Annotated in this window: 27 protein-coding genes and 1 tRNA gene; 14 read left to right on the top strand and 14 right to left on the bottom strand. The window is 36.8% G+C overall.

Annotated features, from left to right (window positions below; genetic code table 11):
• Positions 1-7 precede the first annotated feature (7 nt).
• From ACJMLH_RS07070 to ACJMLH_RS07090, 5 genes are all read left to right on the top strand, one after another.
• A complete protein-coding gene (locus ACJMLH_RS07070) occupies positions 8-505 on the top strand; it encodes a TIGR00295 family protein (RefSeq protein WP_405276188.1) in 498 nt (165 codons plus the stop codon).
• Between the two features lie 2 nt (positions 506-507).
• Positions 508-1,416: a DUF5591 domain-containing protein gene (locus ACJMLH_RS07075; RefSeq protein ID WP_405276142.1), complete on the top strand. Its 909-nt coding sequence runs from the start codon at positions 508-510 to the stop codon at positions 1,414-1,416.
• 55 nt (positions 1,417-1,471) lie between these two features.
• Positions 1,472-1,756, top strand: coding sequence for an iron-sulfur cluster assembly protein (locus ACJMLH_RS07080; protein WP_405276144.1), 285 nt, complete (start codon positions 1,472-1,474; stop codon positions 1,754-1,756).
• Positions 1,757-1,858: 102 nt separating this feature from the next.
• Positions 1,859-1,933, top strand: a tRNA-Ile gene (locus tag ACJMLH_RS07085).
• A gap of 165 nt (positions 1,934-2,098) precedes the next feature.
• Positions 2,099-2,602, top strand: a complete 504-nt coding sequence (locus tag ACJMLH_RS07090; protein WP_405276146.1) for an amino acid-binding protein — start codon at positions 2,099-2,101, stop codon at positions 2,600-2,602.
• On the opposite strand, the gene ACJMLH_RS07095 is transcribed toward ACJMLH_RS07090, so the two are convergent.
• Entirely contained in the window at positions 2,596-2,874 is a 279-nt protein-coding gene (locus ACJMLH_RS07095; RefSeq protein WP_405276148.1) for a HypC/HybG/HupF family hydrogenase formation chaperone, read from the bottom strand. The genes ACJMLH_RS07090 and ACJMLH_RS07095 overlap by 7 nt on opposite strands.
• A gap of 77 nt (positions 2,875-2,951) precedes the next feature.
• Here ACJMLH_RS07095 and ACJMLH_RS07100 point away from each other — a divergent pair, with 77 nt between their 5' ends.
• Positions 2,952-4,253, top strand: coding sequence for an FAD-dependent oxidoreductase (locus tag ACJMLH_RS07100; RefSeq protein WP_405276150.1), 1,302 nt, complete (start codon positions 2,952-2,954; stop codon positions 4,251-4,253).
• Between the two features lie 7 nt (positions 4,254-4,260).
• Here ACJMLH_RS07100 and ACJMLH_RS07105 read toward each other — a convergent pair whose 3' ends face one another.
• Together ACJMLH_RS07105 and ACJMLH_RS07110 are read right to left on the bottom strand one after the other, a co-directional pair.
• Positions 4,261-5,310: a glycosyltransferase gene (locus tag ACJMLH_RS07105; protein ID WP_405276152.1), complete on the bottom strand. Its 1,050-nt coding sequence runs from the start codon at positions 5,308-5,310 to the stop codon at positions 4,261-4,263.
• A gap of 5 nt (positions 5,311-5,315) precedes the next feature.
• Positions 5,316-6,182 carry a cell wall biosynthesis protein gene (locus ACJMLH_RS07110; RefSeq protein ID WP_405276190.1) on the bottom strand — a complete coding sequence of 289 codons (867 nt, stop codon included), beginning with the start codon at positions 6,180-6,182 and terminating at the stop codon, positions 5,316-5,318.
• Between ACJMLH_RS07110 and ACJMLH_RS07115 the strand changes: the two genes are divergently transcribed.
• Positions 6,097-6,273 (top strand): hypothetical protein, encoded by a 177-nt coding sequence (locus tag ACJMLH_RS07115; RefSeq protein WP_405276194.1) that lies wholly within the window; start codon positions 6,097-6,099, stop codon positions 6,271-6,273. The genes ACJMLH_RS07110 and ACJMLH_RS07115 overlap by 86 nt on opposite strands.
• Positions 6,274-6,328: 55 nt before the next feature.
• Here ACJMLH_RS07115 and ACJMLH_RS07120 read toward each other — a convergent pair whose 3' ends face one another.
• Positions 6,329-7,390, bottom strand: a complete 1,062-nt coding sequence (locus ACJMLH_RS07120; RefSeq protein WP_405276154.1) for an mRNA surveillance protein pelota — start codon at positions 7,388-7,390, stop codon at positions 6,329-6,331.
• Positions 7,391-7,520: 130 nt separating this feature from the next.
• Between ACJMLH_RS07120 and ACJMLH_RS07125 the strand changes: the two genes are divergently transcribed.
• Positions 7,521-8,822: a prephenate dehydrogenase gene (locus ACJMLH_RS07125; protein WP_405276156.1), complete on the top strand. Its 1,302-nt coding sequence runs from the start codon at positions 7,521-7,523 to the stop codon at positions 8,820-8,822.
• A 313-nt stretch (positions 8,823-9,135) separates the two neighbouring features.
• Positions 9,136-11,337: a CDC48 family AAA ATPase gene (locus ACJMLH_RS07130; RefSeq protein WP_405276158.1), complete on the top strand. Its 2,202-nt coding sequence runs from the start codon at positions 9,136-9,138 to the stop codon at positions 11,335-11,337.
• A gap of 103 nt (positions 11,338-11,440) precedes the next feature.
• Here the strand turns inward: ACJMLH_RS07130 and ACJMLH_RS07135 are convergent, their stop codons facing one another.
• Both ACJMLH_RS07135 and ACJMLH_RS07140 read right to left on the bottom strand, forming a co-directional pair.
• Positions 11,441-12,112 carry a PolC-type DNA polymerase III gene (locus ACJMLH_RS07135; protein WP_405276192.1) on the bottom strand — a complete coding sequence of 224 codons (672 nt, stop codon included), beginning with the start codon at positions 12,110-12,112 and terminating at the stop codon, positions 11,441-11,443.
• Between the two features lie 8 nt (positions 12,113-12,120).
• The gene (locus tag ACJMLH_RS07140; protein ID WP_405276160.1) at positions 12,121-12,975 is read right to left on the bottom strand and encodes a methanogenesis marker 8 protein; all 855 of its coding nucleotides are present in this window, start codon (positions 12,973-12,975) and stop codon (positions 12,121-12,123) included.
• Between the two features lie 134 nt (positions 12,976-13,109).
• Between ACJMLH_RS07140 and thiC the strand changes: the two genes are divergently transcribed.
• The gene (gene thiC, locus ACJMLH_RS07145; RefSeq protein WP_405276162.1) at positions 13,110-14,384 is read left to right on the top strand and encodes a phosphomethylpyrimidine synthase; all 1,275 of its coding nucleotides are present in this window, start codon (positions 13,110-13,112) and stop codon (positions 14,382-14,384) included.
• Entirely contained in the window at positions 14,384-16,042 is a 1,659-nt protein-coding gene (locus ACJMLH_RS07150; RefSeq protein ID WP_405276164.1) for an ATP-dependent DNA ligase, read from the top strand. Before thiC ends, ACJMLH_RS07150 begins: the two co-directional genes overlap by 1 nt.
• Here ACJMLH_RS07150 and ACJMLH_RS07155 read toward each other — a convergent pair.
• Positions 16,039-16,677: a queuosine precursor transporter gene (locus tag ACJMLH_RS07155; protein WP_405276166.1), complete on the bottom strand. Its 639-nt coding sequence runs from the start codon at positions 16,675-16,677 to the stop codon at positions 16,039-16,041. The genes ACJMLH_RS07150 and ACJMLH_RS07155 overlap by 4 nt on opposite strands.
• Before the next feature lie 79 nt (positions 16,678-16,756).
• Here ACJMLH_RS07155 and ACJMLH_RS07160 point away from each other — a divergent pair, with 79 nt between their 5' ends.
• Both ACJMLH_RS07160 and glmM (ACJMLH_RS07165) read left to right on the top strand, forming a co-directional pair.
• On the top strand, positions 16,757-17,155 hold the full coding sequence (locus ACJMLH_RS07160) for an OB-fold nucleic acid binding domain-containing protein (RefSeq protein ID WP_405276168.1): 399 nt from the start codon (positions 16,757-16,759) through the stop codon (positions 17,153-17,155).
• Between the two features lie 63 nt (positions 17,156-17,218).
• Positions 17,219-18,583, top strand: a complete 1,365-nt coding sequence (glmM, locus tag ACJMLH_RS07165) for a phosphoglucosamine mutase (RefSeq protein WP_405276170.1) — start codon at positions 17,219-17,221, stop codon at positions 18,581-18,583.
• A gap of 174 nt (positions 18,584-18,757) precedes the next feature.
• Here the strand turns inward: glmM (ACJMLH_RS07165) and ACJMLH_RS07170 are convergent, their stop codons facing one another.
• From ACJMLH_RS07170 to glmU, 5 genes are read right to left on the bottom strand one after another with little or no spacing between them, the layout of a single operon-like run.
• Positions 18,758-19,894 carry a tetratricopeptide repeat protein gene (locus ACJMLH_RS07170; protein WP_405276172.1) on the bottom strand — a complete coding sequence of 379 codons (1,137 nt, stop codon included), beginning with the start codon at positions 19,892-19,894 and terminating at the stop codon, positions 18,758-18,760.
• Positions 19,895-19,912: 18 nt separating this feature from the next.
• Positions 19,913-20,623 (bottom strand): anaerobic ribonucleoside-triphosphate reductase activating protein, encoded by a 711-nt coding sequence (locus ACJMLH_RS07175; protein WP_405276174.1) that lies wholly within the window; start codon positions 20,621-20,623, stop codon positions 19,913-19,915.
• Positions 20,623-21,723: a histidinol-phosphate transaminase gene (gene hisC, locus ACJMLH_RS07180; protein ID WP_405276176.1), complete on the bottom strand. Its 1,101-nt coding sequence runs from the start codon at positions 21,721-21,723 to the stop codon at positions 20,623-20,625. Before hisC ends, ACJMLH_RS07175 begins: the two co-directional genes overlap by 1 nt.
• Positions 21,724-21,725: 2 nt before the next feature.
• A complete protein-coding gene (locus ACJMLH_RS07185) occupies positions 21,726-22,208 on the bottom strand; it encodes a gamma carbonic anhydrase family protein (RefSeq protein WP_405276178.1) in 483 nt (160 codons plus the stop codon).
• Positions 22,209-22,220: 12 nt separating this feature from the next.
• A complete protein-coding gene (gene glmU, locus ACJMLH_RS07190) occupies positions 22,221-23,504 on the bottom strand; it encodes a bifunctional sugar-1-phosphate nucleotidylyltransferase/acetyltransferase (RefSeq protein WP_405276180.1) in 1,284 nt (427 codons plus the stop codon).
• Between the two features lie 161 nt (positions 23,505-23,665).
• Between glmU and ACJMLH_RS07195 the strand changes: the two genes are divergently transcribed.
• Complete coding sequence (locus ACJMLH_RS07195; protein WP_405276182.1) at positions 23,666-23,833, top strand: rubredoxin; 168 nt, start codon at positions 23,666-23,668, stop codon at positions 23,831-23,833.
• A gap of 120 nt (positions 23,834-23,953) precedes the next feature.
• On the opposite strand, the gene glmM (ACJMLH_RS07200) is transcribed toward ACJMLH_RS07195, so the two are convergent.
• Both glmM (ACJMLH_RS07200) and ACJMLH_RS07205 read right to left on the bottom strand, forming a co-directional pair.
• A complete protein-coding gene (glmM, locus tag ACJMLH_RS07200) occupies positions 23,954-25,324 on the bottom strand; it encodes a phosphoglucosamine mutase (RefSeq protein WP_405276184.1) in 1,371 nt (456 codons plus the stop codon).
• Positions 25,302-26,217: phosphoglycerate mutase (locus ACJMLH_RS07205; protein ID WP_405276186.1), on the bottom strand; the 916-nt coding region annotated here is incomplete at its 5' end. The genes glmM (ACJMLH_RS07200) and ACJMLH_RS07205, both read right to left, overlap by 23 nt.

Raw genomic sequence — 26,217 nt, forward strand, 5'->3', positions numbered from 1 at the left:
AAAAAAGATGAATAGAGAGATAGAATTACTTAAAAAAGAAAACACTCCTCAAAATGTCATCGAACATTCAAAAGCAGTTTGTTTAAAGGCTATGAAAATAGCTGCTAATTTTGAAAATGCAAATCGTGAGCTAATCTGCAAAGGGTCCCTGTTACATGATATCGGAAGGTCTAGGACTCACGGAATCACTCATGCAGTCAGAGGAGTTGAAGTTGCAAGGGAATATGGCTATGGTGAAGATGTCCTGAATATTATTGAAAGACATATCGGTGCCGGAATTACTGAAAGCGAAGCTAAAAAATTAGGTCTTCCCGAAAAATCATACGTGCCTCAAACTCTTGAAGAAAAAATTGTGGCTCATGCAGATAATTTAATCAGCGGCAGCGAAGAGGTAGATATTGATTTCGTAATAGAAAAATGGAAAAGACGAATTGATGAACCTGAAGATAACATTAAACGATTAATTGAACTTGATAATGAATTAATTAAAGCCTTTGAGGAATGAAAATGAAAGTAATATGTTCAAGTGAAGAATCTTTGTACCGTCCTGAAGCAGTGAGATGGAGACAAAGAATGGAAATGATGGAACCTCTTGGAGATACTGTTGTTCTGCTGCCGTGCAGTATGAAAAAACCATATTCAAATTCAAAATCTCATCAAAAATTCCGAAAACTGACAAGATCTTATCAGGAGCTTATTGTTACCTCTCCTTTTGGAATCTGTCCAAGAGAACTTGAAAATACATTTCCAATACAATCCTATGATGTTAGTACAACTGGTAAATGGTCAGAAGATGAAATTGAAGAAAGCGGAAAACTAATCGCAAAATATACCGAAGGAAAGACAGTTATAGCTAATCTTGCAGGAGGATATTTGCAATCTGCAGAAGCCTATCTTGATGATTTTGTCAATGTCTGTGTTGATGAGAGACCAACTGCACCTGATTCTCTTTATAATTTAAGAATGGAGCTTAAAAAACATCAAAGAGTAAACAGAAGAGAAAAAACATTGCATGAATTAAGGTCAATTGCAAAATATCAGTTTGGTGAAAATGGAGACAAATTCATTCCAGACAACGTCAAGACCAAAGGAATGTACCATAAAAGAATTTTGTCAGATGGCACTCAATTAGCACTTTTTAATAAGGATTATGGATTATTCAGATTAAATTTACCTGGTGGAGAAATTTTAAAAGATTTGGGAATCAATATTGTAAATATTGATTTTGATTTGACAACCAATACCGTTTTTGCACCAGGAATTGATAAAGCAGACCATAATATTATTCCAAACGATGAAGTGGTTGTAGTTAAAGACGATACCGTTGTTGGGGTCGGCAAAGCTATAATGACAGGTCGTGAAATGGAAGAATGTGACAATGGTATTGGTGTTAAAATTAAACATCGAGTAAAATAATTTATATACCATTAGTTTAAAATACATAAATACAATAAAAATTAGGAGACTACTTATGTCAGAAGATTTAGTGAATGATATTAAAGATGCTGTTTCTGTAATTAACGACCCACACATGGGCGTAAGTATTGTAGAAATGGGTATTGTACAAAATATTACTGTAGACGGAGATCAAGCTGAAATTATCCTTAAACCAACCAATCCAGGTTGTATGAGTATCACACGTATTGCTGCTGATGCCAAAATTAGAGCTGAAAACGTTGAAGGTATTGAAAACGCAAAAATTATCGTTGAAGGACATGCTATGGCAGACTCCATTAACGAAATGATTAATAGATAAATTTTCAAAAATCTTATTTAATTCTACAAATAACCGAAACAGTTATATATAGTAATTAATATAAGTATAAGTGTTGACAGTTAACTGTCACACATATTTCATAGGCTAGTGGCACAGCTTGGTTAGCGCGCTCGGCTGATAACCGGGAGGTCATGGGTTCGAATCCCATCTAGCCTACTTCTAACTATTTTTAAGAATTTTTCACATTACATAACAATTTTATCTAAATTTTACTAATTTTAAAAAAGAATTTGCATAATGACAAAATTAAATGACAACTATTAAATATTTCTACGAACATAATTTAACTTGAATGTACAAAAAGTTGTAATGATGATATAAATGTGGGAAAAGATCAATGAAAAATTTAAAAAATATCCTGCACGAATTAGAGTTGCAGAAAAAATGATTGAATTGGGTTTATGCATTAACGATGACGGCAAAATCTACTGTGGAAATTTAAAAATAAGTGATAAGGCTCTTGCTACTGCAGCGGAAGTTGACAGAAGAGCAATCAAATCTACAATAGACATAATTCAAGAAGATGAAGAACTATACAAACTATTCTCAAATATCATTCCAGCAGGAACCCTTCTAAAAAACATTGCGAAAAACCTGGAACTTGGAGTTATTGAAATAGAAGTGGGTTCTGAAAGTGAAGGAATACTGGCTGCAACAACAAATTTAATTACACAAAAAGGAATCGGCATAAGACAGGCTTACGCTGAAGATACAGAACTTCAAAAAACACCAATATTAACAATAATCACCGAAGAACCAGTGAAAGGCGATTTAATAAATGAATTTTTAAAAATAAAAGGAGTAACAAGAGTATCAATCTATTGATTACTTTCTTGTTCTAATTTTTGTTGCTCTAATAATTGATCTTCTTCTTCGAGAATTTCTAAAAGTTCTTCCCAAGCTTCTAAAGATTCTTTAGCAGCTTCTTCGGTTAATTTTTCAATAGCATAGCCTGCATGAATAAGAACATAATCTCCAACTTCTACATCAGGCAATAAATCTAATTTAGCTTGTTGTCTTGCTCCACCAAAGTCTGCATATAACCAATTATCTTCTCTATTAATTTCAACTACATGAGCAGGTGCTGCGATACACATAATTTCCATCTCCAAAATTTTAATATATATTATTTACTAAATTGATATTATATAAAATTATCTAAATAGGTGTTTTAATGGAAAATATTGTTATCGGTTCCGGCCCTGCTGGAAGATTAGCTTCCTTACAGCTCGGAAAACTCGAAAAAGAAGTTACTTTAATTGAAAAAAATCATATAGCAGGCACTTGTTTGAATGAGGGATGTATGGTTATTTGTGCATTGACCGACATTACAAAATTCATTGACATGAACAAAAAATTCAACAACCACGGATTTATAAAAAGCCAGCTGGACATTTCATATGAAAAAATAGTTGAAAAAATAATTGAAACTCAGGAAATGCTTCGGGAATTAAACCAGATGGAAAACGAAAGCTTTGGAAACAACATCATCTATGGTGAAGCAAGTATCGATGGTGAAACCGTTAATGTGAACGGAGAGAGCTTTGAATATGAAAATTTACTAATAGCCACCGGCGCCCGTCCGTTCATTCCCAACATTAAAGGCAGCGAATACGGTCTCACAAATAAAGACATTTTAAAGCTTGATAAAGTTCCAGAAAAACTAAATGTCATCGGCGGAGGAATCATTGCCTGTGAAATAGCTAATATCTACTCAACATTGGGCAGTGAAGTTAATGTTATTGCAAGATCAACATTTCTAAAAGAAATTGATGAAAATGCAAAAAGCTACATCTTGAAAAAGATTATTCCTGATGTAAACATTTTTGAAAACACAAGTGTCACTGAAGCATATAAAGACAAGGTTTTATGTGAAAATGGTGACGAGCTTGAAGGAATCCCATTTTTTGCAACAGGAAGAACACCTAACAGTGAAATTGCCCAAGACATTGTTGACCTAAACCCCGACAAAACCATCAAAGTTGATGAAATGATGAAAACTAGTGTGGAAAATATATATGCTGCAGGTGATGTTACCGGAGGATATCAATTGACCCCAGTAGCTAGAATGGAAGGCATCACAGCTGCAAGGAATATGGCAGGCTATGCAAATAAAGTAAGCTACAATTGCATTCCGCAAACATTAAGTTTGAACATGGAAGCAAGTTTTGTTAAAAATGAAAAATCACAATGCCCTGATGAAGACAAGACAACTATCGGAATTCCAGGTATTGCAGGACCAGGCTCATTCTGGAACATCCTATTAGGGGAAACCGGTTTTACCGAAGTGGAATTCGACAATAAAAACAATAAAATAAATAGAATTAATTCAATATCCCCATCATCAACAAGTGATGTTGCATATCTCTCATATTTGATGAGAATGGATTATGATTTGGATGATTATGAGGAATTTTTGGAAGTCCATCCTTCTACAGACTCCAATTACAAAATTATTAAAAATATGTGGTTATAAAATACCACTATTTTAACATTTTTAACATTTTATCTGCTAAAACATCACCAGCCTCAAGGCAAAGTTTACCGTATTTTGAAGCGTTTTGACTTAAAGAATCATAATTATTGAATGCATATTCGATATTTTCAACAACATCGGCAACTGAAGATTCCACAATAGCTCCTTTAAATACTCCCGCCATGTTCTGATATCTTCCCCACTTTACATGGGTCAGGGCGACGATTGGAGTATCACAGCATAATGCTTCCTGAAGTGAAACTCCGTCATCAGTCAAAACAGCCAAATCAGCAAATTTGAATAAATGATTAATCCAATCAATAAATCCAACATAGATGATGTCCAGATTATTTATTTCATCAATATACTCATCTTCTAACGGAATACCTACCAAAACCAGATTAAATTCATCAGTGCATTCTGCCACATTAGATATCGCATCAATCATACCTTTGAAAATGGATGATCCTGATGAAAATACTATTGTTTTTTTGTTTTCATCAAAATTGGAGCATTCTTTTAATTTTGAAAGACCAATTTCCGCATCACCGTCACCAGCATCTTGAGATAGCGGATAAAAAGACCTGTCAGTATTTTTCGGAAGGACATCCCATCTGAATTTATCCAATTCAGGCAAAATAAAACATTCATTGAATTTAGGGCAAACTTTAGAATCCAACGGTGTGGAAATTAATGAAAATACTTTTGTTCTAGCCAATTTAGCACCTAAAGATGCTACAATAGCTCCTCCCCCTAAAACACCAATGACAAAATCATAATTTTTACTTTTTATTAAATTTCTTGCTTTGGAAGCGGCAGTTATTAATTTCATTGCGCCTTTTGCAGCAGACGCCTTTGTAGCTGCATGACCTCCCGCCTGAGGAATTGATATTTTATGCCATGAATAGCCATGCTTTTTAAACAGTACTCCAGGAGCAGACTCATCCAGAGCAATTTCACATTCAACTCCTTTTTTTTCTAATGATTTTATTAAATTGAGAGCGACAGCTGCATCTCCACCTAATCCTCTCCCGGTTACAATAAGCAATGCCTTCATATTACCTACCTAATCTCTAATCTTGGTTTTTGTTTAGGAACATATCTTTTTGGATGAGATGCGTACGGGTTATATAATAATCTTCTAAAACCCAAACTAATTAAAATGGGATTTGTTACTATCGGTTGTTTGTCTTCTAATATCCATTTCCTAAATAAATCACCTAACCCTCCACCGGTTAGAACATCCATAAAGTAGTCACCGAATGTAGGGTCCAATAATCTTAAATTTCTTCTGAAAAATACTTTCAAGTTGTTTCTTCTAACAAATGCAATCAATGCAGTAGTTACTATGAATAATGCGATTAAGCCTGCTAATCCTCCGAATATGTAAAATGAAACACCCAAAGCAATACCGAATACATGATTTCCAACTTCACCAAGCATGATTTTTCCTGCAAAGTCAAGCGGACAATATCCAAGGCAAACTACCAGCAGCAGCAATGGAGTGTAAGTAGCTGGAAGTTCTGCAACTTCCGCAGAGCCAAAAATAAGCATAAGAACTATTGTTAGAACACACATTATGATTGTGACAATACATGTGGAACCTGGTTGCATATCAGATATGTTAAGTGGCTGAACCATTAAAGCTATGAATATTGAAGAAACACCCAATCCAAGGAATAATCCTGCAAACATAACTAAAACAATTCCAATACCTCTTGAAAGCTGCCCCCATTCAATTCCAAATGGAGATTTTTTCCTACCCATTATATCATCGATGAATGCACAAATACCAATTATTAAAATTAGGCTGTTATATCCGGGTAAAAAATAGAAAGAAAGAATGATAAACGGAATTAAACCGATACCTCTTGGAATTCCTCCTCTAACATTTGGAAAAAGATTTCCCAAATATCCTCTTTCACCCAAGAATCTGAAAATAATATTTAAAATTAAAGTTCCCACCATAGATAAAATGAAAACAAAAATTAATGCTAAAAATATCGATGAATACATATAATCACAAGTCATTTAAAAAATTTAATTAAGTATTTATAAATTATCTTATATAAAATTTAAGCTATTTCATACCTTAAAATAGCGGCCATTCCTCCTAGACTTTCCAGCTGTTTTCCACCCTCATGCTCACTACTGATTACCATTACATTACCATTCATGTTTTCAACCATGTCCATCAAATCGCCCATATTTTCATCGGCGACTTTTGTATCCAAAACTAAAAGTTCACCAACGGCACCCATATTAATTGCATTTTTGACTTCTTTTGGACCATAAGCAATTTTAGATGAATTTCTCCCAATCTGCTCCAGTAATTTATTGACAGCTCCCATTTCAATAGCTACCCGATTTTCTGAGGTCAATTTCTCAACAGTTCCCTTCTTAAGAACTTCGCTTATACCTACTCTGCCGCCTGATCCTGTTGCCTCAACGATTGATATTTTAGCTAGATCCTTATGTTTTTCCTTTAGATAATCATAAAAATCGTTTTTAACAAATCCTGGTCCTGCGATGACAATGTTTTGAATTGAATCGAATTTGACAATAGATTCTATTACTTTTTCATAAAATTGTATTATGTTCTTCTGGCGGTTTTTATCAACTATCCGTTTACCGGAAACATTTCCCTTAATCGGACCATAGTATTCTATTCCGAACTGTCTCATCAATCCGAGTGTTGCAGTATCATCCTCAAGGACAACTATGATTGCAGATAATTTTTTAGAAGCGTCAATTGCCTGATTAAGTCTTTTTATTGCCCATTTTGGCCATTTTTCCTTTTGAATTTTGAGAGGGGTGTTCAGTTTGACTTCCAATGTGTGGTGAGATCCGAGAGGAATCAGGTCTTCAGGACCTCTTGTAATTACTCCTGTTAATCTTAATTTGCCGGTAAACAAATGGAAGCTAACATTTTCAATATCCAACCCCAAATAAAATGTTTTTTTAACTCCCCTATCACTTCTAAGTTTGTCTCCAGTATTATCCTGGATACGGCGAGTTGTTTTTGAAGAGGCATTGTCTCCGACTTCGACAATATGGGACAAATGCCATAAATCATCCAAGGTTTCCGGAACTACTTCAATTATTCCTTCTTTTGTATCTTGTTTTATAATCTTCATGCTTTCAAAAAATATATTATACTTACTAATTAATGTAAGTTACCCCCTACAGCGCTATTTAAAATATTTCCATATATGAACACAACAACAATTAATAACCTTATTAATTAGAAAAACATAATTTATTTACATGAATGTTGGAATAATTGGTGGTAGTGACGGTTTAGGTAGAACCCTCACTTACTATTTTAGGGACGAATTTGAAGTATACATAACTGGAAGAAATCATAAAAAAGGCAAAGCCGTAGCAGATGGAATGAATGTGCATTATATTGAATCCAATGCAGGTTTGGCAAATATTAGTGACATATTAATCATCTCAGTTCCAATAGAACATACCTGCGATGTTATCCGTGAAGTAGCTCCTTTTATGAAAGAAGGATCAGTTATGGTTGATGTGACTTCAGTCAAGGAAGGCCCTACCGAAACCATGAAAGAAGTACTGCCCGATACAATCGAGTATATTCCAACACATCCTATTTTCGGTCCGAGAACCACACAGCTTGACAATCAGGTTATAGTATTGACTCCCGTCAGAAAAGGCAAATGGTACAGTAAAGTTTACAGATACCTTGAAAGCAAGAACATGAGAGTAATCGAAACCAGTGCAGAAAAACATGATTTCATGATGAGCATTGTGCAGGTTTTAACCCATTTTTCATTTATTTCAACAGCATCCGCAATTGAAAAGCTGAAAGTTGACATATCCGAAACCGAAGACTATGAAAGTCCAATCTATAACTTAATGATAGATATGATTGCCCGTATTGTTTCACAGAACCCTTATTTAACTTACAATATCCAATCAATGAACAACAATGGTGCAAAAATTAGAAATACTTTTGCAGATGCAGTAATCGAACTGAGAGATGCCATAAATAATGAAGACGAGGATAAGTTCATCGATATTGCGATAAATGCAACAAAACATATGGGCGATATTAAAAATGCATTGGGTAGAAGTGACAAGGCAATAGGTGCCCTAAACTACGAATACAGTATATTATTTAACTCCATCGGTAAGGAAGTGGGCCTAAAGCACATTTACTCTGGGAAAATCCATACGGGAATTCTTGAAAGTGTGGACGGCAAGACTGCTGTATTGAGAAACGGTACAAAAACCAAAAAATTGAGAATAGCCAATATCAGGATATTGCTTGACAATGAGCTTTACCAATGGAAAATCGACAATTGGACAAATACAACCCAATCCATCAGCTGCATGTTTCCCAAAAATGTCCATGTCGAGACCATACAGAAAACCGTCATGAACATAGACAATATAATTGACATTAAGCTAACTGACGCATATAACGGTCCTCAAATAGATGAGAATTCCATAAGCCTGACCTTTGAAGTTACAGCCCTTTCAAAAGAGGACATTGAAAAGGTGATAAAACTGTTTACCGGTTTTGGCGGAATCATAAGATAATTTGTTTCAAGTTATACGAACAAATATTAAACTGTCTAAAAGTAACTAAATTTTTAATTAAGTTATAGTAGCTTAATATTTACTATTTTTTATTTTTAAAAAAAAATAATTATTTAATCAAAAAAATATCTTTATTTAAATTGAAGATAACAAAATTAAGATATTTTAGCAGGAATTTTTTACACCTTAAAACCAAAACCTTTATATAGTAAAACATACACAGATATGTTTGTCAATAAAGTTACAAAAAGTAACAAAAAGATTTTGACACATTACAATTACATACATTACAGCCATAAAAGGAGATGATATCATGGCAGAAAATGAAATCACACTAAAAGTTGCAGAAGCAATTTCCCAGAAAGATGTTGGACAAGGAGTAGCAAGACTTGATCCAAACGTCATGGACGATTTAGACATTAAAGAAAGAGACTTAATCGAAATCGTTGGTGAAAGAAGAACTGCAGCAATCGCTCTTCCTTCCCAGACAGACATTGGTCTTGGAGTAATAAGAATCGACGGGTTAGTTCGTAAAAATTCAGGAGCAACAATTGGAGGGGAAGTTACCATTAAAAAAACTAAAGCAACAGAAGCTAAAAAAGTTGTTTTAGCACCAATTGAAAATAATATCCGTGTACAAGGAGATGTACGTGGTTTATTTGCCGGTAAAGTAATGGTTCAAGGTGACATTATCGGATCACAAATCAGAGCACCTAGACCAAGTATGAGCAGAGGATTCAACAGCATATTCGATGAATTGATGGACTTCACACCTGCAATGAAAGAAATCAAATTTGCAGTAGTATCCACAAATCCAAAAGACATCGTCATTGTTGGACCAAATACCGAAGTGCAACTACACGAGTCCCCAGTGGACGTTAGCAAAATAGAAGGTGTCGGAAACCTTGTTGATGTAAGCTACGAAGACATTGGAGGTTTGAAAGAAGAGGTTAAAAAAGTAAGGGAAATGATTGAAATACCTCTTAAAAGACCTGAACTCTTTGAAAAATTAGGAATCGCACCTCCAAAAGGAGTATTAATGCACGGACCTCCAGGTACCGGTAAAACATTACTGGCTAAAGCAGTAGCTAGTGAAAGTGATGCCCATTTCATTGCAATAAACGGGCCTGAAATCATGAGCAAATATGTCGGAGGATCTGAAGAAAACCTAAGGGAATACTTCGAAGAAGCTGAAGAAAACTCACCTTCAATCATATTTATAGATGAACTGGATGCAATTGCACCAAAAAGAGAAGAAACCAATGGCGAAGTTGAAAGAAGAACCGTTGCTCAACTTTTAACTTTAATGGACGGTCTTAAATCCCGTGGCCAGGTGGTAGTTATCGGTGCAACAAACAGACCAGACTCACTTGATCCTGCACTAAGAAGACCAGGAAGATTTGACAGAGAAATCGAAATCGGAGTGCCTGATACTGAAGAGAGAAAAGAAGTGCTTGAAATCCATACAAGGAACATGCCTCTTGCAGAAGATGTCGATTTGGATAAAATCGCAGGTACAACTCACGGATTTGTAGGAGCAGATTTGGAATCATTATGTAAAGAAGCAGCGATGAGAGTAGTTAGAAGAATCCTTCCGGAAATCCAAAACGACGAGGAAATTCCAAAAGAAGTGATGGAGAAAATCGTGGTAACTGGAGATGACTTCAAAAACGCTCAAAAAGAGATCCAACCTTCCGCATTAAGAGAAGTACTTGTCCAAATCCCAGACATAAAATGGGATGACATTGGTGGTCTTGAAGATGTAAAACAAGAGCTAAAAGAAGCAGTCGAATGGCCTTTAAAACATCCTGACACATTCCAACGCTTAGGAATAAGACCTCCAAAAGGAACCCTTCTCTACGGAATTCCAGGTACAGGTAAAACCTTGCTTGCAAAAGCGGTAGCCAGTGAAAGTGAAGCAAACTTCATCTCCGTAAAAGGCCCTGAGCTCTTATCCAAATGGGTCGGAGAATCTGAAAAAGGAGTTAGGGAAGTATTCAGAAAAGCTAAACAGGCTGCACCAACTGTAATCTTTTTCGATGAAATTGATGCAATAGCTGGAGCACGCAGTGGAAATGATACTGACAGTGGTGTTACAAAAAGAGTTGTAAACCAATTATTAACTGAAATGGACGGTTTGGAAGAACTTGAAGACGTTGCAATCATAGCTGCAACCAACAGACCTGACATTTTGGATGCTGGTTTAATGAGGCCTGGAAGATTCGACAGACACATCCAAGTTTCAGAACCTGACGAAGAAGCAAGACTTGCAATCTTTGAAGTACATACTAAAAACATGCCTCTTTCAAAAGACGTTGATCTTAAAAAACTTGCCAAACAAACTGATGGATATGTTGGAGCAGACATTGAATCAGTTTGCCGTGAAGCAGCAATGCTCGCATTAAGAGATGACCTCGAAGCTAGTGAAATAACTAATAAATACTTTAAAGATGCAATCGATAAAGTAAAACCTGGAAACAAACCCAAGGATGAACAATTAGTTCAGTACATGTAGGAAGAAAACCCCCATTTTCTTCCTCCATTCCTCCATTCAATATTACAAATTCTAACCATATTTAGTGGGAAAGATACAGACATCTTTCCCATGACCTCCAAAATTAACCATCATGATTCGGCAATATTCTATCTGCAGGCACCATTCCTCCCCTATGATAATACTGAGGATAATATTTTATAAATGGAAATCTTTTACCGTTGATGCCCCATTTAGGATTGAATCCGAAAACATTCTTATATTCCAATAAATCATCACGTTCTTCTTTTAATTTATAATAAACATTATATAATGCCTTTGTATCATCAATTGCTCTGTGAAAATTGACTTCATCAACTTCATAATATTTGACAGCATCAATTAATTTGTGAGGATATTCCTTACGGTCCTTTAAAACAGTTAGAGTATCTAACCAGTCCATTTTCTTAACAAGATCATCGGCCTCATCAGGAAAATGCCTTTTAAGCAAATAATAAACAAAAGATAGGTCGAATTGTGCATTATGGGCAATCATTAATGCATCCTCATCAAACATTCCTTTTAAATGTTTAGCCACATCTTTTTCAGGCAATCCTTCTCTTTCAAGTGTTTCATCATCAATTCCAGTAATTTTGGTTATTTTTGAAGGCAAAGGTTTTTCACATTTAATAAACTCATCAAATTGATCTACAATTTCACCATCAACAACAGTAATCATAGCCAATTCTATAATTTGACAATGTCTACAATTCAGACCTGATGTTTCGGTGTCAAAAAATATTTTTTTTATAAATATTCCTCCATTTAAATCAGTTCATGAGGAGAATCGCTTTTATCTCTCGGATAATCTTTTGTAGATAACGGCTTGTTAATTTTTTCAAGACGATTGTCCAGAAATCTTTTTCCATCCTCAGTTGCGCAGAATATCGGCACTTTGGTTCCATAGTAATATGGCTGGTGCTCGTCAGCATATCGACTGACCTCTTTTGAAGCACATGCGGTTACAATATCTCCGTATTCAAACAGCATTTCTGCTTCTTCAGCATTAACACCGGTAGTATGAGCTACAAAAATATAAACATTAACATCATCATCCAAAGGATATTCGCGAAGCTCCTTAATCATAGGAGAAGGTATAACAGTTATAGCAATATTTTTATATCCTTTTGAGAGGGCTATTTTTAATCCTTCAAGCTGATTTAGTTCAGCTGTTTCCGGATTTAGGACAATGGAATCCTTTTCCTCCAGGTTTTTAATGACTTCAGGAATTGGTGTTGTACTAATCAGACCGGACACTCTTCCGCCTACCCCCTGAACTACACGGGGATTTGTCATTATTACAGTTCCGGCACCATCACAGGCACCGACAACACAGTCAATGCTTCCATTTTCCATATTTGTTTTTAGTATTTCTGAAATTCCGACAGTAACCAGATCATCCATTTCAATAACTCTATCCGGAGTGCACATTCCAAAGTCTTTAATTCTAAAATTAATGTTTTTACGGATGAATTCTTCGTTCAATTCATCTACTTTATGCATTGCATGAAACATCGGACAGTATTTCATATCTGATGAGCCGACTTCGGTTATTTCACCATTTTCGATTACTACTTTAACTTTTCCCAATGTTTCTATCACATGTTTGTCTTCTACCATATAACCACCGTTATACTATTGTATAATTTTTCAATATAAAAAATATATTGACAATAAAATTTAACAATTTAAAAAAATTCTATATAGTATGAACTTGATATAATTCTAATGAATAGTCAACTAGAGGGATAAATTTGACTCAGAAAAGTGAAGCTCAAAAAGGCAACATCACACCTGAAATGGAATATGTTGCAAAAGAAGAAAATATAGATGTAAATAAACTAGCTGGATTAATAGATAAAGGATTAGTTGTAATTCCTAAAAATATTAATGGACATTCCAAACCATGCGGAATTGGAGAAGGCCTTAGGACAAAAATCAATGCAAATATAGGTTCATCATCCAAAATTGACGATATTGAACTTGAAATTAATAAAGCCAAATTGGCTCAGGAATATGGTGCCGATGCGCTGATGGATCTGTCAACAGGTTCCGATTTGAAACTGTTCAGAAGGAAAATCATGGAAGCCGTCGACATCTGTATCGGGACAGTGCCGATTTATGAGGCTGGAGTCGTGACCCTGGCTAAAAACAAAGAAATCATCGACATGGACCCTGATGATATTTTTAAGGCCATTGAAAATCAGGCAAAAGAAGGAGTGGATTTCATGACCCTCCACTGCGGAATTACAAAAGACCTCGTTCAAAAGCTAAAGGATGCAAACCGTATGATGGGAATTGTGAGCCGTGGAGGAACATTCATGGCATCCTGGATAAATCACAATGAACAGGAAAATCCGTTATATGAAAATTACGATTATCTTTTAGAGCTATCATATGAATATGACATTACATTATCATTAGGAGACGGGCTAAGACCTGGCTGTCTGGCCGATGCAAGCGATATCCCTCAAATTCAAGAGCTTGTAAATCTCGGAGGCCTCGTCAAAAGAGCACAGGACGCTAATGTCCAGGTCATGGTAGAAGGTCCGGGACACATGCCATTAAACCAGATTAAAGCAAATATGGAAATTCAAAAAACCGTATGCCACGGAGCACCATTTTACGTGCTGGGACCTCTTGTAACCGACATTGCACCAGGTTACGACCACATTACCGGAGCCATTGGCGGAGCGATTGCAGCAACAGCAGGAGCAAATTTCCTATGTTATGTAACCCCTGCCGAGCATTTATCCCTGCCAAGCCTGGAAGATGTTAAGGAAGGAGTTATCGCATCAAAAATTGCTGCAGAAGCGGCCGATGTTGCAAAAGGCCTTGATTCAGCATGGTCACGTGAAAAAGCAATGGCAAAAGCCAGAAGGGAATTCGACTGGGATGCGCAATTTGATTTGGCACTTGACAAATCCAAACCAAGAAAGTACCGTGACAAATGTGAACTTGACGATAATGAAATGTGTGCAATGTGCGGAGAATACTGTGCCGTTAAAATTGCCAAAGGTGATTTCTGATGAAGTACCAGGAACTTGTGGACGTTTACTCCGCCCTTGAGGCAACCACCAAAAGACTGGAGAAAACAGAAATAATATCTGAATTTCTAAAGAAATTGGATTCCGACACTATTGAAAAAGTAGGATTGCTGATTTTAGGAGTTGTATTTCCAGCATGGAGCTCCGAAGAAATTGGTATTGGTGGAAAACTGGTTGAAAGAGCTGTTGCCGAAGCGGTTGGAACGACACAGGCCAAAGTTGAAGATGCGGTTCGTGACGAGGGAGACATCGGACTTGCATGCGTAAAATTATATGCCAATAAAACCCAAATGACATTCTTTTCACAGCCTCTGACAATTGATTTTGTCTTCAATAGCTTACGCAAATTGTCACAAATCAGCGGATCCAGATCAACAAACCGTAAAATTGCGATTATTTTAGAGTTATTATCACAGGCCAGTGCAACTGAAGCCAAATACCTGACCCGTACAATTACAGAAGAGCTGAGAATCGGTGTTGGAGACGGAGTTGTCAGGGACGCAATAGCCCAGGCATTTGACATAGACAAAACTGTTGTTGAAAGAGCACAGATGCTTACAAATGACTTTTCTGTTGTTGCAAGAACCGCCAAAGAGGAAGGTGCGGAAGGTCTTAAAAAACTTAACCTGACACCGGGAACTCCAGTTAAGCCAATGCTTGCACAGCTGGCACCTCCATTGGATGAAATCATACCTGAAATGGGTTGTGCAATCTGTGAGACAAAATACGATGGAATAAGGCTGCAGGTCCATAGAAACGGAGATGAAATTAAAATATTCACCCGCAGACTTGAAAACATAACTCATGCTCTGCCGGAAATCGTTGAACTGTTTGATGAACATCTGCCTCATGAAAACTACATTGTAGAAGGAGAAGTAATAGCTACAAGAAACGGCAAGCCACTCCCGTTCCAGAATATCCTCCACAGAGTTAGAAGAAAGCATAATGTGGAAGAGGCAATGGAAAATGTGCCATTGAAATTATTCCTCTTTGATGTACTGTACTATAAAGTTCCAATGATTGATGAACCGCTCTCCAAAAGGCGTGAAATACTTGAAAGCATTGTGGATACTTCCGTTGATGCGATGAACCTGAGCACCATGAAAGTGGGAAATGAAAACAACATTGATGAGCTTCAGGAATTATTTGAAACCTCCATCGAAGGAGGACATGAAGGAATCATGATTAAGGATTGCAAGGAACCTTACATTCCGGGCCTCAGAGGTAAAAAAATGCTTAAATATAAAGCGGAACCGGAAACCCTGGATATGGTTATCGTTGGAGGAACCTACGGCATTGGAAAAAGAGGAGATTTCGTCGGATCCTACCTGGTGGCACTTAGAGATGAAAATGATGACTTCAAGACTGTAGCATATGCCGCAACAGGTCTGGATGATGCAACTCTTGAATATCTGACCGGCAAAATGAAAGAGCTTGAAATTTCAACAAAAGGCCGTGAAATTACAGTCGAGCCGAAAATAGTCCTAGAAATTGCATTTTCAGAAATTGTAGAATCACCGGAGTATGAAACCGGATACTCATTAAGATTCCCTGTTGTTAAAAATATAAGAAAGGACAAAGGTCCGATGGATGTGGATACTGTTGAAAGGTTAATTTCCATGTACAATACAGGAAATTAATTTTCAGGCAGTGCCTTAACTTTACCGATAACAGCCTTTGTCAAAGGATATACAATTATTTCATACACTGTTTTGAACAATGCTTGCGCGACAATCATCAGAATAAGTGCTTCCGTTGGCATTGTTCCAAAAAATCCTATGAAAATGAAAATTATAGCATCCAGACCCTCACCGAACAATGTGGATATTATGCATCTGAAAAACAGTTTATCCTCATCCCATTTTTTCAAAATTACCATTGCCTTTGCATTCACAAGAGACCCCACAAGATATGCGATGAAACTGGCTATCAATAACCTTAATGTTGAGCCCAGAACTATGCTGAATGCTTCAGAGCCCTCGAAAAATACTGGTGCAGGAAGCCATATTGTTACATTATAACAGATGACGGCAAGAAGATTCATCAAAAATCCAAGCAAAATAATCCTTTTTGCTTTTTCATACCCGTATACCTCCGCCAAAATATCATTAACAATATAGATTACCGGAAATATTATTACGCCGCAAGGCAAAATAAATGAAAAGAAAACAAATGTTTTGCCAGCAATGATATTCGAAACAATCAGGGACGCCGTAAACACGCCCGCCAACAGTGCATAAAGTTCTGTTTTCGTGAAACTTTCAAACATACTCATACTATATCTTCAATCCTAAATAAATTTTACAAGTTGAAATCCTATCGCCTATTTTAAACATGAACTACAATGAAAAAGTATGGAAATTACAGACGATAAATTATTAAGAATTGCTTTAATCACTTCATTGATTGGCATAATCGGCCTGTTAATCTTTACACCTTCAATTGAAGTGAAAAAAGTTAAAATAGAAGATATTGACCGTGGGATGATTGATGAGGAGGTTTGCATTGATTGTGTTGTCAGCGACATTGCATCATCTGCATCCAAAACCAGCTATTTTTTAACCATTAATGACGGAACCGGGCAGATGTCTTTAGTAATCTTTGAAAAGCAATTGGCTGAATTACAATCGAACAGTCTGGACATCAACGATTTCAAAGACAAAAAAGTTGAAGTCACCGGCAAAATTACCGAATATAATTCAGAACTTGAAATAATTTTATCAAGCGGAGACGGCCTGAAAATTACAGGTTAACAATAGCTTTTTATTAATTGAACAACAAAAATTGATATATTAAAATGTATAGGAAACAATAACATGTCTGATAAAAAACGATTATTTGGAACTTTTGGAGTTAGGAGAACAGCCAATGATGTTTTAACTCCAGAGTTCGCATCAAGACTTGCAGCCTGTTACGGTTCACTGGTCAAAGGAACCGTGGCTGTTGGAGGAGACCCAAGAACATCTACACCAATGCTGAAAGAAGCTGTTAAAGCCGGACTTTTATCAAGCGGATGTGACGTGGTGGATTTAGGAATTTTACCTACACCAGGAGTTCAATATGCAGTTCGCAAATATTATGACGGTGGAGTGATGATTACCGCTTCACATAACCCTCCAAAATATAATGGACTTAAATTTTTGGATGAATTTGGTATCGGAATACCTGATGAAATGGATTTGGCAATTGAAAAGCTATACTTTGATGAAGAACCTGACAGAGTTCCATTTTACGAAATAGGTCAAATTTACCACAATGATAACATTATAGATGAATATGTTGACGAGGCCGTCACAAAAGTGGATGCCGAGGCTATCCGTGACGCCAAACTAAAAGTTGTTGTTGATTGCGGATCAGGTGCAGGATGCTATACCGCCCCATACCTGATTAGAAAGCTTGGATGTGAAGTGACAACTTTGAATGCTCAGGCCGACGGATTTTTCCCTGGCCGTGACCCTGAACCTATTGAAGAAAACCTTCAGGAATTAATCAGCGTCGTTAAAGAACTGGGTGCAGACATTGGACTTGCACATGACGGAGATGCCGACAGGACAATTTGTATCGATGAGAAAGGAAATTTTGTCTTAGGAGACAAGACATTCAGCCTTGTCGAAAAATACATGCTTAAGGAAAATGATGGCGGAACCATTGTAACAACAGTTGCAACTTCCCAGGCCATTTACGACATTGCAGAAGAATATAACGGTGAAGTCATAGCTACTGCAGTTGGAGATTTGCTTGTTGCACGTAAACTTAAAGATGAAGATGGTCTGTTCGGTGGAGAAGAAAACGGAGGACTTATTTTCCCTGATTTTGTTTATGGAAGAGATGCAGTGATGACCGTTGCCAAAATTCTGGAGATTGTCGCTAAAGAGAAAAAACCTTTATCCGAGCTAGTGGCAGAACTTCCTGTCTATTATGCTAAAAAGATGAAAATCGAATGTCCTGATGATGAAAAAGAATTCGTAATGTCAAGTATTGCTGATGAGATTAAAAGCACTACTGATTTCGAATTAGACTTAACAGACGGTGTTAAAATCCTTAAAGAAGATGGTTGGGTAATTATCAGACCATCCGGAACAGAACCAATTTTCAGATGCTTTGCCGAGTCCGACTCACAAGAGAAAGCAGATGAAATGACCGATTGGGGAATCAGTTTAATTAAAAAATATAAAAAATAACAACACGAAAAACCATCACCCAATTTGTTTTAATTATATCGATTCCGGATATGATTAAAACATGTTTTTTATTTCAAACATTAATAAAATCAGTGCCTACTTTTAAAATAATGAGAGTTATATAAAAAATTAATAAAATAAAATTATGACATCTACATTGAAAAATGCAAATGTTTAAAAGTTTTCCAAACATTCTTCTTTTAGGAAAAATGCGTCTTCATTGTCAGGACTTCTAAGCAATACTTTGTTAAAACTGTCAACAGCCTCTTCAAATTTGCCCAATTCCATTAAAACAACTCCTTTATTAAGTAAAAAATCAATGCTGTAAGGTTCTAATGAAATTGCCTTATTAAAGCATTCCAATGCCTCATCAAATTTGCCCAAATCAATGTAAGCATTACCCATACGATTAATTGCATTGGCATCCATATCAGAATCATCCAAACACACTTCAACAGCCTTATCGAATGATTCAATAGCTTCTTCCAGCTTACCCATATCAGTCAGTAAGTTTCCACGTGCATTCCAAACTTCGGGATTTTCCCCATCGATTACAATAAGCTTATCGTAAACCCTCAGGGCAGCATCATATCTTCCAAGCATTTCTAAAATAAATCCTCTCCAATACAGGACAATAGGACTGCTCGGACGGAAATTATAAGCTATTGTACTGGCCTTATACGCTTCTTCGATTCTGCCAGCGTTTAGAAGTGCAATAGCTTTATTATTCAAAATGTACTCATTGTCCGGTTCGGTTTCTAAAGCTTTGTCATAACAGCTTATTGCCTCATCAAAATGACCCAATCTTGACAGATTGTCCCCCTGCTTGTTGAGCAAATAAACATCATTCGGATCAAGCCTTAGTGCAGCTTCATAGCACATTGTAGATTTATCGAATTTACCGCTGTCAAAAAGAATGTCTGCTCTTTTGGTAATCATCGCCTTTTCATCTATCTTGTCGCCTTTCCAATCGTCAATGTGAAGCTTTTCAAAATAGATTATCTGAAATTCATCTGAATCGCTGATTTGACCACCATACATTTTTTTAAATTCTCTTAACATATCATAAGAGTCTTTAAAGCCCTCTTTTCTAGCCAATTCATCATTGTCCTTAATGTCTTCAAAGGATATGTTTTCAACATCGGTTACCAACGCTTCAAAGATTTTCATCTTTTCTTTTGAGACCAGATTCCAGTAACAGTAAAGCCTGTCACCGACCTTAAGCGGAGTCTTCCATGCTTTACGTATTGTTCTTGTTTTTTTACCAGTAATTACATCTATATCATTACTTGAAAATGACAAAATTGGCATTTGACTCCTCCTTAATATTTATTCAATTATCTGTTCACCGAATTCAGCTGATTTGACTTTTACCTGGCCGTTAAAGTATGGCTTGATTTCACGGGCCAATTGCGCCAGGTCATGAGGATTCGGCACTTCAACCTTTTCCAAAGCGGGATCAAGAACGTTTTTATTTCTAAATTGTTGGATTGTGTAGATATCAGCTTCAATTTCATCAACTAAATTGATTATGTCTTTTTTTGTATGCAATGTAGGAACATAAGTTGTTCTTGCTTCAAGACGAACATTATTATCTGCATTAATCAGTTCCATTGATTTTTTAACCTGAAAACCGACATTGGATCCTGTGATTTTTCTGTATTTTGAAAATGTGTTTTTAATGTCAAGTGAAACGAAATCCAGTAATTTTAAATCAAGCAGTTGCTTAATTTTATCCGGATAGATTCCGCTGGTATCAAGTTTGGTTTTAAGGCCGAGCTCTCTGACATAGCGGAATATTTCAATTAACGCATCAGTCTGCATTAACGGTTCGCCGCCTGAAATTACAACAGCATCCAGGAAATCTGCCGAAGAATCTATTTCCTGTTTAATATCTTCAAAGGACTTTTCAGTGACATCATCTAAAAGCTCAACATTATGGCAATATCTGCATGTTAGAGGACATCCTGACATGAAAAGAACCAGTGACATGTTGCCATGAAACTCAACTGAAGAAATCACAGATCCGCCAACATACATTAGTTTAAAACCTCTTTAATAATTTCAATGAATTTTTTATCTTCATCCAAAGTACAAATGCTGATTCTTATCCAATATTCATCCAGACCCTTAAAGGAGGTGCAATCCCTTACAATTATTCCTTTTTTCATAAGTTCCAAAGCCAGCTCGCTTGCTGTAAAACCTGTTTTTCTTATATCTATCAACATGAAATTGGATTTGGATGGAAATACATTCAATGAATCGATTTTTGACAGCTCATCATACAGGTATTGTCTTGACTCGATTCCTTTTTCAATTGAATCTCTGATGTATTCTGTGTCTCTGAATGTATTGAGGGCGGCTACAAAAGATAATCTTGTTAGGGAAAATACCGGTTTAATTCTGTGCATATATTCAATAATCTGTTCGCATGCAAGGCCGTAGCCGATTCTCATTCCTGCAAGACCCAATACCTTGGACATTGTACGGATGATGAAAATATTATCGTATTCATCAATCAAATCCTTATTTGTAACTTCGGAGTATTCAAAGTAAGCTTCATCAATAACAATAAGCACATCAGGATTTTTACCTGCAATATCAGCCAGAACTTCCTTCTTAATTAAAGTTCCTGTAGGATTGTTTGGAGAACACAGGAAAATCATTTTTGTTTTGTCTGTGATAGCATCGAATATGGAATCCGCATCAAGTTCGTTTTTATCCAAATCCCATCTAGCATAGACCGGATGAGCCCCATATTGCTGGAGCAGGTATTCATAGTACATATAGGACGGTAGCGGAACTATGAATTCATCACCTTCATCAATGAAGGTTTTTGCAAGCACGTCAATGATTTCATCAGCACCGTCTCCACCGATGATGACCTGATTTTCATCAACATCTGCATATTTGGCTATTTCTTCCACAAGTTCATGGAGCTGGGATTCAGGGTATCTGTTTATTGACTTGATTTCCGCCTTGATAGCTTCCATTGCCTTTGGAGACGGACCCCACGGATTTTCATTGGACCCCAGTTTAATGATTTCATCCTTATTCAATCCGAACTGCTCAGCAATCTCTCCCTGAGATTTGCCCGGAACGTATGAATCCATTTCATCTACTATTTTTCTTGCCTTCATTACTAATCGTCCTTGTATTGTTTAGAAAGTTTGACATAATTGTCCGCATTCACTTGGATATGTCTGATTTGCTCTTCTGAAAGTTCCTTCACTGCACGTCCAGGGACGCCTAAAATCAAACTGCCTTCTGGAAATTCCTTGCCTTCACTTACAACAGCTCCCGCACCCACAATTGAATTTTTAGATATGTGTGCTCCGTTTAGAACTGTTGCGTTCATTCCAATCAGCACATTATCGTCAAGCCTGCAGCCGTGAACGACAGCACCATGACCGACAGAAACATTTTCTCCAATTTCCACCGGAAAACCCTTGGTGCAGTGAATAACACAGTTGTCCTGAACGTTTGAATTGTTTCCAATAGTGATGGAGTCTGTATCTCCCCTTACAACAGCACCGTGCCATATGGATACATCCTCTCCGAGTTCAACATTTCCAATTACCTGTGCGCCTGGGCATATTACAATAGAGTCTTTTTTATTTTCCATAATATCGCCGAATTATTCTTTCTTTTTATTTTTGTCTTGAATAATATGATTTTGTTTTACCAATACACGTGTATCGGAGGGTACATCATCATACAACAAAACCCCTGAACCTATAGTGGAATTGTGACCCACCTTAACACCTGGTGAGAAGCTTGAGTTGATTCCGGTTTTAACTGAATCTCCAATGATTGAACCGAGCTTACGTCTTCCACTATCTATCATCATATCTTTGATTTTTGTTTTTACAGGTTTATTGTCAAAACGCAGGTTTGCAATGTTTGTTCCTGCCGCAATATTACAGTTGGATCCGATTACGGAATCTCCAACATAACTTAAGTGACTGACATTGGTGTTTTCCATTACAATGGAATTCTTGATTTCAACGGCATTTCCAACATGCACATGGTCACCAAAATAGGAATTGCCTCTGATATAAGAGTTAGGACCTATATCACAATGTTTTCCGATGTATACGTTTCCTTCAATGTATACTCCGGACCTTATGACACTTTCCTCATCCAAAAATATTTCACCGTGAATATGAACTCCATCTTCGATGGTTCCCTTGATTTCTGTTTTTAAATTGCTTATGAGCTCTTCATTAACTTCAATGAGCTCCCATGGACGACCGACATCAATCCAATCCTTATTTGTTTTATGTCCAATTACTTTTTTACCATCGGCAATCTGCAAACTTACAGAATCGGTGATTTCGTATTCACCACGCTCTGAAATTTCAGTTTTTTTAATTTTTTCAAAAATGTCCTTGTTGAATATGTAAATACCTGCATTGACAAGGTTACTTGGCGCTTCCTCTTTTTTAGGTTTTTCCACAATACTTTTAATGTCACAGCCTTCGATTTCAACAACACCAAAAGCTGAAGGATCCTCCACTTCAGTCAAAACCATCAATGTGTCAGGTTTAATCTCATCGTATTTTTTGATTATTTCATTGATTATTTCATTATCAAGAATAATGTCCCCATTCAGGACAATCAAACTGTCATCAATAAACTTTTCACCGTAAGAAATAGCATTCGCAGTTCCGAGGAAATCTTCCTGAGTTTCGTAGGTGATATTAACACCGAACTCACTACCGTCACCAAAGTATGTTCTGACCATTTCTTCTTTATAACGGACAATCAACAGAATGTCCTTAACACCATTATCCCTTAATGATTCTATGTTATATTGGATAATTGGCTTTCCAGCTACTGGCAACATGGTCTTAGGCTTTGTAAGTGTTAACGGCCTCATTCTAGACCCTTCACCAGCACTTAATATAATTGCTTTCATTTTTTATCCCCATAAAAATTATCTAATAATATTATATGTTTTACTCTCATCTTATAAATTAATTTTTCTAAAAACAAATGACTAATTTTAAATAATAGTTAGAATATAGTAGAACTATATTAGCTATGCTAATAGCCAAAAACACAAAGGAGATTAATAAAATGACAGTATATGTTTGTTTACACTGTGAATATAGATTCGATACAGAAAAAGGTGACCCTGCTTACGACATTCCTGCTGGAGCAACTCCTGCAGACATGCCAGAAGGTTGGGCTTGTCCAGAATGCGCAGCATTAGGTATTGAGGCATTCATTGCAGAAGAAGAATAATTCTTCTTCTCAAAACCTTTTTTATTTTTCTCTTTTTTTACCAAAAACCGTCTATTCATGTTAAAAATACACAATATTTTTTTTAAAAAAAAGTTAATTTTGAAGATGAAAATCCATCTTCTATAAATTTTCGTTGATTACTTTTACGCAGGTTTCTTTAATTTCTTCTGCTCTTTGGGCATCCCTTGACTCTAAAGTTATCCTGACATAGTCCTCAGTTCCTGACGGTCTGACAAGCACCCAGCTGTCATCGGTAAAGGTTAATCTTACACCATCAATGGAATTTATTTCTGAAATATCATCGAATTCTGACTTTAACAATTCTTCCATATTTTCCATGACCCTGATTTTTGCCTCTTTGGAACAGGTTATTTTTTCACGGATGTTAGGATATGACGGAATCTCATCCAAAAGATCGGACAATTTTCCTTTTTTGGATACCAGTTCAGCCATTCTCAAACCTGACAATATTCCATCAGGACACATACAGAAGTCAGGATGCAGCCATGTTCCGGAAGGTTCGCCTCCAAATGCGGCGTTTTTCTCAATGATGACTTCAGCCACATTGACATCTCCAACAGGAGTTCTGAAGACTTTGCCTTTTACGGATTCATCCATACACAATCCCGCATCCACGGTTGTTACAACATCTCCGTCAAATTCTTTAGATATCAGTGCCAAAAGTGAGTCAAACGGTGAAATATTACCGTTCTCGTCCACTGTAATCATCCTATCGGCGTCACCATCGTGAGCTATTCCGAGGTCTGCGCCAATAGCTACAACAGTTTTCATTAAGTTTTGAAGGTTTTCAGCATTAGGCTCAGGGTTTCTTCCAGGGAAAAATCCGTCAGGTTGGGAGTTCAAGGTTGTGACTTCGCATCCTGCCTTTCTGAATACTAAAGGTGATATTTCGCTTCCGGCACCGGATGCACAGTCTATAACAACTTTCAGGCCTTCTTTAATATCGACCATGTTGACTAAATCATCAACATATTGCCCCTTGATTTGTTCATTGACGCTTAATTTTCCAATTTTATCCCATGAAACTGAAATATATGATTTTTCAGCATAAATTTCTTCGATTTTAGCCTCTTGCTCGGAGGTGTATGCCATTCCGTTTTTATTCCATAGCTTAATTCCGTTATATGGGGACGGATTGTGTGAAGCGGTAAGCATGATTCCTGCATCGGCATCAAGTTTTTCGGTAGCGTATCCGACCAGAGGTGTTGGAACCATTCCTATTTTAATTACATCGACTCCGCTTTCCAAAAGTCCTGCACATATTGCCTGGTCAAGCATCTTATTTGTGGTTCTGGTATCATAACCTATAACTACACTACCCTCATTGCCCAAATAGTAAGCTAGTGATTTTCCAACGTTTAATGCGAGTTCACATGTTACCTCAGAACCTATCAATCCTCTGATTCCGGAGGTTCCGAACAGTTTTTTAGCTGCCATACTACCACCGTTATGCTCCGAATTTATGGGCATAGTTCATTAAATCCATCATTATGTTCATTACATCTGATCCTCTGATTCTGTTAAGTCCTCCTTTTGCACATGCTCTTTCGGAGAATTCTTTAACGTCATCCACTCTTACTTCAGGACCTCTGATTAAAACTGGCACTGGATCGCCTGAGTGATTTTTAACTGAAATTGGTGTTGAATGGTCAGCTGTCAAGTAAATATAAACATCTTCAAGCTTTATGAGTTCACTCATTATCACTGCATCCACTTTTTCAATGAATTCCTTTTTCTCCATTGTCTGGCCGTCGTGGCCGGCCTCATCCGCTCCGTCAATGTTTATTAAGAAAAAGTCGTGGTCTGAGTTTTTAACCTGGTCTATGATAGTATCCCTGATATTGTCCAGGTTGGTGTCAATTCCACCGGTTACATCTTCCATTTCAATAATGTCCATGCCTGCAAATCTTCCGATTCCCATAATCAATCCTGTTTCTGCAATACAGGCGGAGTTAACTTCATATTTGTCATTCAATGATTCGACAACAGGAACTTCCCCCGCACCACGTGGAATAACAATGTTTGCAGGAGGTTCGCCTTCTTCCATCCTTTTTACATTAACAGGATGGTCTTTGGTCATTTCATATGTTTTAACAACTAATTTGTTTAAGATGTCTGCGGTTTTTGCCGCTTCCGGTGTATCATCCAAAGCTTTTACTTCTTTTGGTTTGTTACCTTCAACTTTAGGGTCTGCATCACTAACTTCACCTGAAAGACCTTCTCCTCTAAGGACTAAAACTGCTCTGTGTCCGGTGGACTCCTTAAAAATAATTTTGATGTCAGGATAATCTTCCAAAACCATTGTGTTTAACACGTCGACAATTTCCTTGGTTCCTTCCTTGATTCTTCCTGCACGTCTGTCT

The organism is Methanobrevibacter sp., from assembly GCF_045116495.1.
Taxonomy (GTDB): domain Archaea; phylum Methanobacteriota; class Methanobacteria; order Methanobacteriales; family Methanobacteriaceae; genus Methanocatella.

Bases quoted from the DNA above. Each gene is read 5' to 3' on its own strand.
- ACJMLH_RS07070 (WP_405276188.1), top strand. From the start codon at position 8: ATGAATAGAGAGATAGAATTACTTAAAAAAGAAAACACTCCTCAAAAT.
- ACJMLH_RS07075 (WP_405276142.1), top strand. From the start codon at position 508: ATGAAAGTAATATGTTCAAGTGAAGAATCTTTGTACCGTCCTGAAGCA.
- ACJMLH_RS07080 (WP_405276144.1), top strand. From the start codon at position 1,472: ATGTCAGAAGATTTAGTGAATGATATTAAAGATGCTGTTTCTGTAATT.
- ACJMLH_RS07090 (WP_405276146.1), top strand. From the start codon at position 2,099: ATGTGGGAAAAGATCAATGAAAAATTTAAAAAATATCCTGCACGAATT.
- ACJMLH_RS07095 (WP_405276148.1), bottom strand. From the start codon at position 2,874: ATGTGTATCGCAGCACCTGCTCATGTAGTTGAAATTAATAGAGAAGAT.
- ACJMLH_RS07100 (WP_405276150.1), top strand. From the start codon at position 2,952: ATGGAAAATATTGTTATCGGTTCCGGCCCTGCTGGAAGATTAGCTTCC.
- ACJMLH_RS07105 (WP_405276152.1), bottom strand. From the start codon at position 5,310: ATGAAGGCATTGCTTATTGTAACCGGGAGAGGATTAGGTGGAGATGCA.
- ACJMLH_RS07115 (WP_405276194.1), top strand. From the start codon at position 6,097: ATGATAAACGGAATTAAACCGATACCTCTTGGAATTCCTCCTCTAACA.
- ACJMLH_RS07120 (WP_405276154.1), bottom strand. From the start codon at position 7,390: ATGAAGATTATAAAACAAGATACAAAAGAAGGAATAATTGAAGTAGTT.
- ACJMLH_RS07125 (WP_405276156.1), top strand. From the start codon at position 7,521: ATGAATGTTGGAATAATTGGTGGTAGTGACGGTTTAGGTAGAACCCTC.
- ACJMLH_RS07130 (WP_405276158.1), top strand. From the start codon at position 9,136: ATGGCAGAAAATGAAATCACACTAAAAGTTGCAGAAGCAATTTCCCAG.
- ACJMLH_RS07140 (WP_405276160.1), bottom strand. From the start codon at position 12,975: ATGGTAGAAGACAAACATGTGATAGAAACATTGGGAAAAGTTAAAGTA.
- ACJMLH_RS07150 (WP_405276164.1), top strand. From the start codon at position 14,384: ATGAAGTACCAGGAACTTGTGGACGTTTACTCCGCCCTTGAGGCAACC.
- ACJMLH_RS07155 (WP_405276166.1), bottom strand. From the start codon at position 16,677: ATGAGTATGTTTGAAAGTTTCACGAAAACAGAACTTTATGCACTGTTG.
- ACJMLH_RS07160 (WP_405276168.1), top strand. From the start codon at position 16,757: ATGGAAATTACAGACGATAAATTATTAAGAATTGCTTTAATCACTTCA.
- glmM (WP_405276170.1), top strand. From the start codon at position 17,219: ATGTCTGATAAAAAACGATTATTTGGAACTTTTGGAGTTAGGAGAACA.
- ACJMLH_RS07170 (WP_405276172.1), bottom strand. From the start codon at position 19,894: ATGCCAATTTTGTCATTTTCAAGTAATGATATAGATGTAATTACTGGT.
- ACJMLH_RS07175 (WP_405276174.1), bottom strand. From the start codon at position 20,623: ATGTATGTTGGCGGATCTGTGATTTCTTCAGTTGAGTTTCATGGCAAC.
- hisC (WP_405276176.1), bottom strand. From the start codon at position 21,723: ATGAAGGCAAGAAAAATAGTAGATGAAATGGATTCATACGTTCCGGGC.
- ACJMLH_RS07185 (WP_405276178.1), bottom strand. From the start codon at position 22,208: ATGGAAAATAAAAAAGACTCTATTGTAATATGCCCAGGCGCACAGGTA.
- glmU (WP_405276180.1), bottom strand. From the start codon at position 23,504: ATGAAAGCAATTATATTAAGTGCTGGTGAAGGGTCTAGAATGAGGCCG.
- ACJMLH_RS07195 (WP_405276182.1), top strand. From the start codon at position 23,666: ATGACAGTATATGTTTGTTTACACTGTGAATATAGATTCGATACAGAA.
- glmM (WP_405276184.1), bottom strand. From the start codon at position 25,324: ATGCCCATAAATTCGGAGCATAACGGTGGTAGTATGGCAGCTAAAAAA.